10 protein-coding genes are annotated in these 13890 nt (G+C 57.9%); 4 read left to right on the top strand and 6 right to left on the bottom strand.

Features of this window, described 5'->3' with window-relative positions; genetic code table 11:
• Positions 1–36: 36 nt before the first annotated feature.
• Together OQ273_RS01475 and OQ273_RS01470 are read left to right on the top strand one after the other, a co-directional pair.
• Positions 37–531, top strand: a complete 495-nt coding sequence (locus OQ273_RS01475) for a TRAP transporter small permease (RefSeq protein WP_267988694.1) — start codon at positions 37–39, stop codon at positions 529–531.
• On the top strand, positions 528–1841 hold the full coding sequence (locus OQ273_RS01470) for a TRAP transporter large permease (RefSeq protein WP_267988693.1): 1314 nt from the start codon (positions 528–530) through the stop codon (positions 1839–1841). Before OQ273_RS01475 ends, OQ273_RS01470 begins: the two co-directional genes overlap by 4 nt.
• 6 nt (positions 1842–1847) lie before the next feature.
• Here OQ273_RS01470 and OQ273_RS01465 read toward each other — a convergent pair whose 3' ends face one another.
• On the bottom strand, positions 1848–2279 hold the full coding sequence (locus tag OQ273_RS01465; protein ID WP_267988692.1) for an acyl-CoA thioesterase: 432 nt from the start codon (positions 2277–2279) through the stop codon (positions 1848–1850).
• A 169-nt stretch (positions 2280–2448) separates the two neighbouring features.
• Here OQ273_RS01465 and OQ273_RS01460 point away from each other — a divergent pair, with 169 nt between their 5' ends.
• Positions 2449–2928, top strand: coding sequence for a MarR family winged helix-turn-helix transcriptional regulator (locus OQ273_RS01460; protein ID WP_267988691.1), 480 nt, complete (start codon positions 2449–2451; stop codon positions 2926–2928).
• Between the two features lie 26 nt (positions 2929–2954).
• Here the strand turns inward: OQ273_RS01460 and OQ273_RS01455 are convergent, their stop codons facing one another.
• The 5 genes from OQ273_RS01455 to OQ273_RS01435 all read right to left on the bottom strand — a co-directional run bounded on the left by OQ273_RS01455 (position 2955) and on the right by OQ273_RS01435 (position 12471).
• Complete coding sequence (locus OQ273_RS01455) at positions 2955–3422, bottom strand: invasion associated locus B family protein (protein WP_271292082.1); 468 nt, start codon at positions 3420–3422, stop codon at positions 2955–2957.
• Between the two features lie 130 nt (positions 3423–3552).
• Positions 3553–4089: an invasion associated locus B family protein gene (locus OQ273_RS01450; RefSeq protein WP_267988689.1), complete on the bottom strand. Its 537-nt coding sequence runs from the start codon at positions 4087–4089 to the stop codon at positions 3553–3555.
• A gap of 13 nt (positions 4090–4102) precedes the next feature.
• Positions 4103–5965: a ShlB/FhaC/HecB family hemolysin secretion/activation protein gene (locus OQ273_RS01445; RefSeq protein ID WP_267988688.1), complete on the bottom strand. Its 1863-nt coding sequence runs from the start codon at positions 5963–5965 to the stop codon at positions 4103–4105.
• Positions 5955–11009, bottom strand: a complete 5055-nt coding sequence (locus OQ273_RS01440) for a beta strand repeat-containing protein (RefSeq protein WP_267988687.1) — start codon at positions 11007–11009, stop codon at positions 5955–5957. Before OQ273_RS01440 ends, OQ273_RS01445 begins: the two co-directional genes overlap by 11 nt.
• Before the next feature lie 463 nt (positions 11010–11472).
• Positions 11473–12471 carry a LacI family DNA-binding transcriptional regulator gene (locus tag OQ273_RS01435; protein WP_267988686.1) on the bottom strand — a complete coding sequence of 333 codons (999 nt, stop codon included), beginning with the start codon at positions 12469–12471 and terminating at the stop codon, positions 11473–11475.
• 224 nt (positions 12472–12695) lie between these two features.
• On the opposite strand from OQ273_RS01435, the gene OQ273_RS01430 reads away from it, so the two are divergent.
• Entirely contained in the window at positions 12696–13853 is a 1158-nt protein-coding gene (locus tag OQ273_RS01430; RefSeq protein ID WP_267988685.1) for a uroporphyrinogen decarboxylase/cobalamine-independent methonine synthase family protein, read from the top strand.
• Positions 13854–13890 lie beyond the last annotated feature (37 nt).

Genomic DNA, 13890 nt, shown 5'->3' with positions numbered 1-13890 from the left:
CTTAATACGGGGCGGCGACTTTAACGATTTTCCGACATGATGCGATTGTTCTCCCTGTCAGCACGGATTCCCGGCCTATTGGCCTCCCTGGCGCTGTTTGTGCTGATGGTGCTGACCTTCACCGATGTTGTGCTGCGCTCGGTGCTCAACGCGCCGATCGAAATCGCATCCGACCTGACGCGACTTTTGATGGCAATCATGGTGTTTTCAGTGCTTCCTGTCGTATCGGCCAGGAGCGCACATATCAGCGTCGATTTGCTCGATGTTCTGTTTTATCGCTTGAATCTGGCCCGCTGGCGGGACGCAGCGGTTGATCTATTCTGCGGCGTCATTCTGATCTGGCCCGCCCGGCGCGTCTTTGACCTTGCCGAACGCAGCCGCTCCTATGGAGACACCATGGAATATCTGGGCGCACCGCTCTTTTATGTCGGCTGGTTCATCGCGCTGATGACAGCCATAACGGCGCTCGTGCTCATCATTCGCGGACTGTTGCTGATCTTCATGCCGCGGCTGGTCGAGGAAGCCATATGACGGTATCCCTTATCGGCTTTGCAGCGGTTCTTGTCCTGGTGCTGCTGCGTATTCCCATAGCCTTTGCAATGGGCTTTGTCGGCATGATCGGCTTCATGCTTGAAACAAGTTTCCGCGCGTCGATTTCCATGGTGGCGCGCCTGATCATCGACACCTCCCAGGATTACGGCCTTTCGGTCATCCCGCTTTTTATTCTCATGGGTCTGTTCGTAAACAAGGGTGGTATCAGCCGCGAGCTTTATGCAGCATCCAATGCCTTTATGGGACACTTCCGCGGCGGCCTTGCCATGGCGACGATTGTCGCCTGTGGCGGCTTTGCCGCGATCTCCGGCTCGTCTCTCGCAACTGCCGCAACCATGGCCAAGGTCGCCATGCCGGAAATGCGCCGGTTCGGATATGCCGACAGCCTGTCCACCGCGTCCATTGCTGCCGGCGGAACCCTCGGAATCCTCATTCCGCCATCGGTGATCCTCGTGATCTACGGGCTCCTGACCGAGACATCGATCGGCAAGCTCTTTGTAGCCGGCATCGTCCCGGGTCTGCTTGGCGTTATTCTTTATCTCATCGCGGTCCGGTTTTTTGTCTGGCGTTCGCCCGAAGCCGGTCCGGCCGGTCCACGCGCGCCCTGGTCGGAGCGGCTGCGCGCATTGCGGGATGTCTGGGCAGTCCTGTTGCTTTTTTTCCTGGTGATCGGCGGCCTTTATGGGCTTTTCGACGTGGCGCCCCTGAACATCAACTTCTCGCCGACCGAAGCGGCAGGCATGGGTGCGATGGGCGCTTTTCTCATCGCCCTTGCAAGGCGGCGGTTGAACCTGCGTCAAACCATCGAAGTCCTGATGGAAACGGCGATCACGGCAGCAAGCCTCTTTGCTGTTTTGATTGGCGCCTGGATTTTCTCCAACTTCGTCAACATCGCCGGACTGCCAGGTGCGCTGAACGATCTGGTTACCGCCTACAACCTGCAGCCCTGGCAGGTGATGGCCTTCATCCTGCTGATCTACATCGCGCTTGGCTGCATCTTTGAAAGCCTGTCGATGCTGCTTTTGACGGTTCCGATCTTTTTCCCGCTGGTGATCAGCCTTGGCTACGATCCGATCTGGTTCGGCATCGTTGTCGTGGTCGTCACCGAAATCAGCCTGATTACGCCGCCGGTCGGCCTCAACGTCTTTGTCTTGAAAGGCGTTGTCGGTAATGTGCCCACCAGCACGATTTTCCGCGGCGTCACGCCGTTCTGGCTTGTGGACATCATCAGGCTGTTCCTGCTTTTGGCCATACCGGCGCTGGCGCTTTACCTGCCGAGCCAGATGTAGGCTGGCCTAAAATCCGAGTTCTTCTTCGGTGGTCAGCCATTCAAGCAGGGTCTCGCGAACCGCATCAGGCCACTGGATAGAGGTGTGTTTGTCCAGGTCGCTGGCGGCAAGAACCTGTTTGCTGGACCAGCGGATCTCTTCTCCGCAGCTGATACGGTGACGGATTGTCATGGACGACCGCCCAACCTTCACGACACCCAGTTCAAAAGAAAGGGTTTCGCCGAAATAGGACGGCTTTGAAAAATCGCAACTCAGATGGACGGTTGGTGTACCCCAACGCTCTTTCCAGATGATCTTGTGCCAGGGATAGCCGATAAAGGTCCAGAACTCCTCATTCACACCATTGAGGATATCGAGATATGACGGGAAATAGGCGGTTCCGGAGATATCGCAGTCCCCGAAGCGCAGTTCCCGGTCGGTTTTGAAAATCTTGGTCATTGATCCTGGTCTTTTCTGGTTTTGAAGGACGGTACGGCCCGCGCCATTGATCGGCATCCAGGCTCGGATTTCAAGGGCTCTTTGACGGTACGCGCCAGGGTGCGGGTCGAAAGCTTGAAATTTCATATAATTATGCAAGACTGTCAGAAAGCAGCCACGGGACCATGTGATGAGCAAGGCCGAAGAACTGACAGACACTCTGCCCGACCTTTCCGAAGTCGGGCTCAACGGATTTGCGCCCTATCTGATGAACCGCATCATGGGCCGTTACAATGCCAATCTTCGCACCGAGATATCCGCACTTGGTCTGAGCACTGCAAAGATGCGGGCGCTGGCGGTCCTGTCGGTCAAGGACGGCCTGTCGATCGGCGAACTCGCCGTCTATGCCGTTGTCGAGCAATCAACCCTGTCGCGGGCCCTGGAGGGATTACTGGAACAGGGCCTGATATCACGCGAGATCGATACCGAAGACCACCGCTCCAGCCGGATCTATCTGACAGGACCCGGCCGGTCCGCCTATGACCGCCTCTGGCCACAGATGAAGGCAAGCCACAACCGGATGTTCGCCGGCATCGACGAAGCAGAACGACAGGCCTTCCTGTGCACACTCCGCAAGATGCTGGCCAATATCCGTATCCACGAGATCTGAAAACGCGGTTTAGGCCCGCACGACGTCTATCTGGTGCTGTCCTCAAAGGCCTTTATGGCCGCGGAAAACCCGAGGAGGGAGAAGGTGACATGCGTCTTGGATGCTTGCTTGGTTGAAACCGAGATTTGCGCCTGACCGCCTTTCTCAAACGCCTCCCTCAAAGCCCCGGTCATGGCAAAGGGCACAGTACAGGCACCGCGATCGCATGAGTGATAAGCAAGCAGATGAGTCTTTTTCTGATCGATCCGCAGTTCGACGCCGTTGGGAATGAGAAACCCCTGCCGGGTCTTGAGCACAAACAGGGTGAGAGGCTCACGCGAAGTCGGCGTCGTCACAACCCGTCCGACCAGCGATATCACACCGCCCCGCTCTGTGAACGGATCAGGGTACGGACGAATTGTGCAGGCGCGGATGGCATGGGCATCATCCTGCGGTCTTCTGTCGGCACAAACCACCCTCCAGTCCTTGAAGACCCTGACATCAGCATCGGGCATCGACCCCTGCGGCTGCGCAGCCTCAATAAGCAGTGACCCGGCACGCAATACACCTCCAGCCGGCCACAGGATCAACAGGAGGGCCAAAAACAGGATTACGAAGCAGGGCTGTCGGCAAGGCATTGCTCTGTTATTCCCCTGATGTGAATGTCGCTGAAAAGGCGGCGTCCAATCCCCTCATCGTGAGGGGGATACGGATCGGTTTTTGCGCAATGTCGGTAAAGGTTACTGCTGCGTTGCTGGCACCGATGACCTGCGCGAGCATATGTTTGTCGATTTCGACATCGGCAATACAGGCCTGCGCATTACAGCGCATATAGCTGGCGTTCAGTGAAAACTCGGTTTCCACGCCCTCATTCAACAGCAGAACTACAGGCTTTCGCAGCCACACGGATTTGGGAACCTTGAAGACCACCTTGAAGGGGTCAGCCTGATTGAGCCTGCCGATCGCTGTTTCCAAAACAGTCTGTCCGCTGCCGCGCAGCCTTGCCGCCTGGACAAGCTCGCAAATCGACCGTGCGTCCTCGCCCTGGCTGACCGCCGCGCAGCGGACCGTCCAGGCGTCGTAGGTAGCTGTCGTAAGCGACGGCGCCGTTTGTTGTGCTTCGGAACTTCCCGCACCCAGCAATACAGCCGCCACCGACAATGATATAACCTTGGAATACAAAGCCCTGCACCTCCTAGTATGAACTCGTCAGGTTGAAATGTATCCACGCATCTCCAGCGGCTGTATCCGAGCCGCTTGTGAGTGCAAATGCCGCATTGAGGGAGGCGTGAAACCGATCCGTGAAATCGATGTCCATGCCCAATCCGGTACTTGCAATCGTACCCGTGGTGCCGCCGTTCCATGAGCCGACGCTGCCGGTGTCGAAAAATGCAAACGGGCTAAACCGCAGCGGCAAATAGGGATCGTCTACCGACGGCAACCGGATTTCGCCTTGTGCGTAAAAACCGTTGTCCCCGGAAAGCTCATTGGTTTCGAAGCCGCGCACGCTGCCTATTCCACCGATACCGAAACGCTCGGTTTGGGGCAGCAGAGTATTGGAGAGTTGGCCGCCAAAATTGAAGTTGAGCGCAAAATCGCGGGGCAGCACCTGGCGATGTTCCAGAACCACATTGGCATAGACGTATCGTGCACTCGCCTGAGGATCGCCCGTTACGGCGGCAAACACCGCATCGGTGTTATCGTTGCTGAGACCACCCGGACTGAGATAAACATCCAGATCATAGCGTGTCGTGTTTTGAGCAGTGTTCGTTCGACCGCGCGCGCCGATTACGAATTGCGCAATGTCGATGTTGGAACTGCTGACAGAATCGCCAAGGAAGAGAAGATCGCTCTTTTGCCGCTTGAACTCGAAGCCGGCGAACAGGTCCGGCTGGCCATTCAGCCTCAGCATTGGCACGGCATAATCAAAGCGTGCTTGCCAGGTCTTCGATTCCTCGTCGAAAAATAGGCCCAGATCAGATCGTGTGCGCACGTAACTGGCGTCGAAGGTCAGAATATGACGCCAATCCAGGGGAAGATAATAGCTTGCCGAGTGCGCCAGGTAGGCCTTGTCGCCATCGAAATTGAACAATTCACCCTGCGAATAAAGCGTCTTTGGTGCAGCGGTTATCTGATAGGCGATCCGGTGATCGAAGGCGATTGGATTGGCCGCGACGAAACCGGCGAACACCCGGCTGCGATAGGTCTCTTCGGTTCCGGAATTGGCGGTGCCGGCAAAGATCCGCCAGGGTTTGCTTTCAGTAAGCCGCAAGGTCATGTCCGTCGTATCAACCGCTTCACCCGGCTCGAACACCACGCCAATGGAACGGAACGGATTACGTAGCAGCCAATTGACGTCACTCAGAAGCCCGTCCGTATCGACCTCATCGCCAGGTCGAAGCCTGACCCTTTCAAGCAGCTTGTCTTGCGGTGTCATTTCGTGACCCGTGGCAATCCGCTCCACATGGCGCTCGCCGAGCCGGTAGGGAATCACCAAAAGCTGCAACGCCCCGGCAGTTATTTCCTGCGGCGGGGCAATGACAGCAACAAGCGGCCGACCCTTCTTGCGCACATAGGCCGTGACTGAATCGCGTATCTGGGCGACAAGCCGCAGCGAAAGCGGCCTGCCGATGAATGGTTGAAGCCGTTTGCGCAATGCCGGATCATTCAGTACGGCGCGGTCGCTTTCGACCTTGACGCCCTTTACGGCGGTAACCGGCACAAGCGCGTTGCGATCTGACACGATCAGGACACCGGACAGGTCCACGCCAAGAGGCGTATCGTCGACCTCCTGCTCCGCCTCGGTGTGGCCCGGAAGGCTTGAGATACGCTCTCCCTTCAGGACCGGCGCAGGATATTGCTCGACCGGCTGGGCAATGGCCGGCTGCACTGTCGCCGCAAACACAAAAGCAGCAGAAGTCAGGACTGTTCCAAAAATGCGGTCAAACGCCACCTTTGAGAGTTCCGAGCCAGTTCCGTTTTTTCGCAAACACATTGCATCCGGCAGGCGGGCCGCGGCCCGCGCCTTCATCTTCAGACGGGACCAGCTACAGATCATCCACGAACCCCCGCAGCTGGAAATCCGCAATACCAACAGCCTGCCCACCACAGCCGCCGGCGGCTGCGCCTGGCCCGGATCCCCCGCCCGCCACATCAGCACAGGAGACCGTCCGCAGGACGCGTCCAATGTCCGATGATTGAACCGGTCCCGGGTCGGTAACAAAGGAGTTGATCGTCAGCGTGCCATCAGTATAGGCGATCGAATAGTTGCCCGAAGTCTGACCCGACGCTGAAATGGTATAGCTGCCTTGATCAATGGCGCCGACAGCGCTCCCGCTGTAGATCAGAGCTCCGGAGAGCACGCTCTCGTCCTCCTCACCGATGAAACCGGAATAGCTGACGCTGAAACCCTCGTCATAGGCAAATCCGTCATAGTTCGCCGATCGGTCGTCAGCAGTGACAGACAACATGGCCTGATCCACCATCAGAGCTGCTGTATCGCTGTAGTCGAAGCTGTAATTGCCGCTGCTCTCGGCCACACCGCCGGCCGTGACCGTGTAAGTCCCGGCATTCACGCCGCTCCCGTCACCGCCCGCATAGCTGAAGCTCGGCGCATCTGTGACCAGAGCTTGCGTATCAGAGCCAATCCAACCCGAATAGGAAACGGCGCCCGAATAGCCGGAGGCGTCATAGGTCTTCGATTGATCCGCGAGTGTAACGGCGATGGCCGCCGGATTGACCGCCAGAAAAGCCGTATCGCTAAAGTCGAAGCTGTAGTTGCCGCTGCTTTCGGTCGCCCCGCTGACCGTGACCGTATAGACACCGGCGTTCACACCACTGCCGTCACCACCGGAAACGCTGTAGCTTGGCCCGTTTGTAATCAGCCCGGAGGTATCGGAACCAACCCACCCCGAAAAGGAAACGCCGAAATCCCCGTTATAGACAGTGCCGTCATAGGTTTTGGATTGATCGGCAAGTGTCACCGCGATCGTCGCCGGATTGATGGTCAGCGTGGCCGTATCGCTGTAGTCAAAGCTGTAATTGCCGCTGCTTTCGGTAATCCCGCCAGCTGTCACCGTATAGTTGCCGGCGTTCACGCCGCTGCTGTCGCCACCAGCATAGCTGTAGCCCGGGCCGCCCGTGATTAATCCCGCTGTATCGGCACCGATCCACCCCGAATAGCTGACCGCGCCGGAATAACCGGACCCGTCATAGCTTTTCGACTGATCGCCAAGGGCGACAGCAATCCTAGCAGGATTGATCACCAGCAAAGCCGTATCGCTATAGTCGAAGCTGTAGTTGCCGCTGCTCTCAGTCGCCCCGCTGGCCGTGACTGTATAGGTCCCGACGTTCGCGCCGCTTCCGTCACCGCCCGAATAGCCGTAGTTCGGTCCGCCCGTGATCAATCCTGCCGTATCCGCACCGATCCATCCCGAATAGCTGACCGCACCCGAATAGGTCGACCCGTCATAGGTTTTGGACTGATCGTCAAGCGCGACTGTGATCGGCGCCGGATTGATCGTCAGCGTGGCCGTATCGCTGTAGTCGAAGCTATAATTGCCGCTGTTTTCGGTGACCCCATTTGCCGTCACCGTATAGACGCCGGCATTCAGGCCGCTGCCGTCGCCGCCCGTATAGCTGTAACTCGGAGCCCCGCTGACCAGCGCCGCCGTGTCCGTTCCGACCCACCCGGAATAGGAAGGGCCGAAACCTGCGCCATATACCGCGCCATCATATGTTTTTGAGCGATCCGAAAGTGCAACCGCGATGGGCGCCTGATTGACGGCGAGTGTTCCGGTCTGCGTTGCAAGCGACCAGCCACTCACTCCGCTGAGCGACGCCACACCATTGACGGCAAGGGCGTTGGCGTATGTTCCGACGTTTACGAAACCGTCAGCGCTGTAGGCACCGGAAGAAAGGGTGTCGCCCACCGTAACGCCCCCTGCAAAGGTAACCAGCGTCTCGTAGTCCGATGCATCGGGCACCGGAATGCCCCCGATGGTCGCCGCCACGGACCAGCTGCTGGCATCGTAGCTGCCGCCATAGGCAAACGACTGGTCATTGGCCAGGATCGTAAGCGACGGTGACACGGAATAAATCAGTCCGCTGCCGGTATAGCTTGCCGGGCTCGGGTATGCCGCGTTGAAGTTGGCACCAAAGGCGGCGAAATCGTAGTTGGTTATCTGCGTGTCATTGTTGTTTGAATCCGGCCGGGTCGAATAGACAAGCCAGCGTCCGCCTGTCGTCGAGATTGGCGTCATTGAACCGCCGTCATTGTGAAAATTCTGACCCGCGGCCAGAACAATGTCGCCGCCACCGGTATTGGACAGGCTCGATCCGGAGGAAAATGTCAAATCGTTTGCCGCGCGCACAACCAGCAGATTACCCGAATTGATCGCATGCACACCGTCAAATGTCGCACCGCTATCCGTTAGCAGGATCGTCGCATCGCCGCCCGCCAGCATGGTGGGGAGCAATCCCGACGCAATGGTGCCGCTTCCACCGGAGCCGACCGTGGCGAAACTGTCGGCGTCCAGCGCCGCAGCTTCCAACCACAGGGCGGCGCCGGATATAGTGCCCAACGCACTCACATGACCGATGCGCGCTTTGGCATTCGAACCTAAACCGTCCTCTATGCTGGCTTCTCCGAGAGCGGTGACCGCTATTGCACCGGATCGGTCGCCGGCGGAACTCAACGCTACATCCCCATGACCGATCTGCGTATAGGTATCGGCATAAGCACCACCCCTCAAAGACAGATCGCCGTCGACATCAACCGTGATATCTCCGGACCGGTCTCCGCTAGCTTGATAGCCGCCATGTCCGATTTGAGCGGGAGCTTGCGGCCTGCCCCCGGCAAGCGACAGGTTTCCACCCACATCAACCATGATCGTGCCCGCATGGTTGCCGATCGAACGACGGCCACCATGGCCAATCTGGGTGAAGGATGTATGAGCCAGGCCACCGCTCAGGGAAAGGTCTCCGCCGACAGTCACCGCCACATTGCCCGAATGGTTGCCGCGGGCCGCATATCCGCCATTACCGATTTGCGCGTAGCTGAATACTCTGCCACCCGTTAACGACAGATCGTTACCGGCAACAACGGTCACGTCAGCCTGGTGAACAGTGGCTTCAACCCTCTTTTTGGCGGTGTTGTTCACCCACGTGTCCGACCCCACATGACCAATCTGCGCGAAGTTGTACTGAGAGCCGGGCCCGCCGGTCGCGGTGATGTCGTTCACGGCGGAAACAGAAACGTCGCCGGTCACATAATGGGTGGCAAATGCATTTCGGATCCGGTAGCCGATCTGCGCGCTTCTGTAGTTGCCGCCGGTGTTTGCCCTCAGCGAAACATCGTAACCATATACATTTGTTGCACCCGATCGTGACCCGGCCGTAACACCGACCGTTTGTACACCACCACCGATAACAACCGAGCCGAAACTCGGGCCACCATCATAGCTGTTACCGAATGCGGCGCCGGTAATCGACATGTCGAACGACCCCCAGTTGAACATACCGGTTTCCATGCCGCCCGTAGCGGCAAAGCCGCTCGCGCCGTCCCAGCCGGCGATGAGATTGACATCTCCGCCGTCAATGAAGGTCAATCCATCACCAGCGGGATTGGGGTCATAGAAGTTCTGGATCGAATTCAGCAGCGTGATATCGCCATGCGCAAGAAGCGTCAGGTCATAGGCGCTTGCATACACAACACCGGACGTCACGACGATATGGCCCTCGCCGCCACTGTTGTTCGCTGTGGACACGACGACATCATTGCTCGCCAGCGCCGCCGTCAATCCGGCTGGCGTGATGAGCGAATAGCCGGCATAGGTGCTGCTGTCACCAATCTCGATATTTTCCGGATCAAGCAGCAACATGCCGCCGCCCGTGTCGACAGTTCCAGTGAATGCCAGGTGACCGCGCGAGGACACTTCGGCAAAACCGCCCTTGCCGCCGCCGCCCACGATGGACCCCGCGAATATAGTCTCGGCTTCGGACCACAGGATGGCCAGGCCGCCCTCTCCGCCGGATGCACTGGTGTCGATCACCGTGCCCGCATCCACAAGCACTCTTTGGGCATTGTCGATCTCGTCTTCAACAATGTCGTGACCACCGCGAAGTTCACCACCTACACGAACGGCACCGCCTGAAAACACACCGCTGGCATCCAGCCTCGCGCCGGCAAGCGAGATCGTGTCGTCTGCACCGATATCGATGGAGCCGCCATAACCGGCGTCACCGCTGGCATCGAGCAAGCCGGCAATCGAAACGATGTCGGCATTGAGGAACACGGATCCGCCATTGTTCCCGCGTGTGGCTTTCACGGTCTTCGTCACCCTAACCGTGCCACCCTTGCCCGCTGTCAGGAAAATACGTCCGCCTGACGAGGAAACGCCGCTGGCGCTGATCGTGCCTCCGGTATTGCCTGCTAAAGCGTAGACATTGCCGCCATTTGCCCGCAGTTCGGCAGCAGCGGCTGCGATCATGCCCTGTTCGCTCACCGACGAATCGGCATCGCCAAGCTTGACTGAGAACAGACCGTTATCAAGTGCAGCGTCCCGCATCAGGACTTCGCGCCCTGCGACGAGGCCGACCGTGCCGCCCGGCGCGCTGATAGCTCCTGCGTTGACAACGGTATGCGCTATCAACGCCACGTCGCCGCCCAGCGAGCCGATACGTCCGAGATTGACCACCGAAGCATCGCCGTCGCCGGCAAATGTGTTGTCGCCTGCATCAAGAAAATCGGGATTGTCGATATCGAGTGTCGAGGCAACGAAACGGCCGCCCGTCTCGATCACGCCATTGGCGCCGACAACAAGGCCGTTCCTGTTGATCAGGAAGAGGTCTCCGGTCGCGGTCAGCCTGCCTCGGATCGCGGAGATGCTGGAACCGGTGACCCGGTTGAGCGTTGCACCACTGCCGTTGTCAAACGACACCTCGACGCCGGACCCGATCGAAAAGCTGCCCCACTCGATAATACCACGCCGCGAGGACTGGGTGATTGTCAGCTCGTTCGCCTGCCTGGAAATAGCGACATCACCGACGGTCACAACCGGATTTTCTGGAACATCGCCCGCACCGGCGGGTCGTCCCTGCATCAATGCCGTTGCAACGCTCACCCCAATTAGCGATTGCGCCAAATAGCCGGGACGAATCCCGGAACCATACCGCTTCTTTGTAGACACCCCAAAACACTCGTCTTTGCGAGTCTGGCGGTATCATACCGCCGGACTGCGGTGAAAAGACCAAGCGCCGGCCAATCAATCATTGAAGGATCGTCGCGAGCTGTACCTTACGAACTCTTACAGTTCTCACAGCGTTTCACGATGTTGGCAGAATAGAATGACGCGTTTGGGGATCGCCAAGGTACTGGCCGACACGTCGTCAATAAACAGGGTCACTTCCGCCACTTCGTACCCGCGTTCATTGGAGAACCTACTATAGGATGCACGCAAATCGTTAAAATTTCAAGCGATAATTGTATTCAATACTTTGCGCACTTATTATGCGGCTAATCAAACCCATGTCAATGATGCTGACTTCAATCAAAAAAACCTTGTTTCATGTCCGTGGAATGGTTGTGCTCTCCCTGAGGATCAGTTCCGGCTTGTGATCCAGCAACAGTCGGCTCTTCGGCTCGGGCGGCGGTGTGCAGACCATTTTGACGGCTTCCTGACCAAGCTCGGACAGCGGCATGGCCACAACGGTCAACGGCACCTTCAAATCCTCGGCGAACTTGACGTCATGTATGGCGACGATTGACAGGTCTTCGGGAATGCGAAAGCCGGCCGCACGCGCAACCCGCAGTGCGCCGATTGCGGACACCACATTGAAACAGACCAGTCCGGTGACATCTTGATCACGCTCAAGAAGTTCGCGCATAGCAACCTCACCTGCAGTTGTATCGGGCGCACAGTGGGCAATCAGGTGATCGTGTGAGAGCGCTCCCATTGCCGAACGCCAGCCCTTCAGCCGTGCTTCGGCAAATGTCAGCCCGGGTTCGCCGGCAAGACACGCGATTTTTTTATGACCGAGGTCCAGGAGATGCCGCGTTGCCAAATACGCGGCATCTTCATCCGGCAGCGATATCAGATGAGCGTCGATCTCCAGATCGGCCTGCAACAAGACAATCGGAACCTTATTGTGCACCGCGCGCGTGATGTAATCATCCGAGCGAACGCCCGCCGCCTGAAGAATGAGACCATCGACGCCGCCCCCGCCGATCAGCTGCGCGAGCCGGCTGTTGCTTTGCGGACTGACGGATGCATCGCCCAGAACAATGGCCTTGTTTTGAATTGCGGCCTCGGACTGAGCGCCCCGTAAAATCTCTCCATAGACCGGGTTGGCCATGTCGTGCACGACGATTGCTATCGTTCCGGTGCGCGACGAAACCAGGGACTGGGCGGCCACATTCGGGGAGTAGTTCATTTCGCGAATTGCCGCGTGCACTCTCTCCCGGGTCTCCTTGGAAATCCTCAATGTTGCGTCATTGCTGATCACACGCGAAACCACGGCGGGGGACACCCCTGCCTTGCGTGCGATCTGCGCCATCGTCGCCATGTACCGGCCTTACACTCGTTCCAGATTCCGTCTCTACATTAAACATTTACCGCTCAAGTCAAACATGGTAAAGCGCATTACCAGATGATTAAAATCGAGAAATCCGGGGAGGGGCTCGATGCCGGACGCTTTGTGCACACCCGGCGGCATGCGTTTCGCGGCCTCCATCGGATGACGCCTGGCACGCTTTTAAAACAAACGCAGACAGGCAGGGGGAAGAACAGATGAGAACCAGCAAGGATCGTATCCTGACAACCCATGTCGGCAGCCTGCCGCGTCCGCACGAGCTGTTGGACATTCTCAAGCTCAAGACGGGTGGCCTGGAATACGAAGCCGCAGCGCTGGACGCTGCAATTGCAGCCTCTGTCGACAAGATGATTGCCCTGCAGGTTGAAGCCGGGATCGATATCGTCGCCGACGGGGAGATGTCCAAGCCCGGCCATGCAATCTACATCGAGGAACGCCTGACCGGGTACGAGCAGCGCCCGGGGTTCGATACCGGATACTACCGGGCTGAAAAGGAAGCCTTTCCGGAGTATTACGAGGACTACTTTGCCCGCGCGCATCTGGGCGGCGCGATAGCGCCGGCCCATCCTGTGATCTGTGTTGGGCCGGTTGAATATGTCGGTCAGCAAGACTTGCAGAAAGATCTGAAGAACCTACGCGACGCATGCACAAAATACGGGGTGGAAGAGGCTTTCATGCCAAGCGCCGCAGTCACCGGTGTCGGCCATAATGAACACTACGACAGCCAGGAAGACTACATGTACGCCGTCGCCGACGCCCTGTCGGTCGAGTATAATGCAATCATTGATGCCGGCTTTCTGCTGCAGGTCGACGACCCGTTTCTGCCGCATGTCTACATGGACAAATCCCTGGACGACAAGCAGCGGATTGCCAAGGCGAATCTTTATGTCGAGACAGTCAACCACTCGATCAGGGGCATTCCGGAAGAGAAAATACGCTACCATACCTGCTACGGTATCAATCAGGGACCGCGGGTCCACGAACCCGACCTGCCGATGATGGTGAACGAGGTTCTGAAGGTGAACGCGGGAGCCTATTCGTTTGAAGCCGGCAACCCGAGACATGAGCACGAGTACCATCTTTGGGAACATGTCAAATTGCCGGACGGCAAGCTCGTTCTGCCGGGCGTCATTACCCACGCCTCAAGCGTCGTGGAGCACCCGGAATATATTGCCGAGCGCATTATCCGCTTTGCCGATCGATGCGGACGCGAGAACGTGATTGCCTCCACGGATTGCGGGTTTTCAAGCCAGGCGATTTACAAAACCGAAGTGGAAAACCGTGTGGTCTGGACAAAGATCAAATCGCTGGCCGAGGGTGCGCGTCTGGCGTCTCAAAGGCTGTGGCGAACATAATCCGCATTGCCTGCGATGCCGGAGCATCGGAAATCAA

It is taken from the genome of Hoeflea prorocentri (assembly GCF_027944115.1).
In the GTDB taxonomy this organism is placed as follows: domain Bacteria; phylum Pseudomonadota; class Alphaproteobacteria; order Rhizobiales; family Rhizobiaceae; genus Hoeflea_A; species Hoeflea_A prorocentri.
This window is presented reverse-complemented; position numbering and strand designations above follow the sequence as displayed.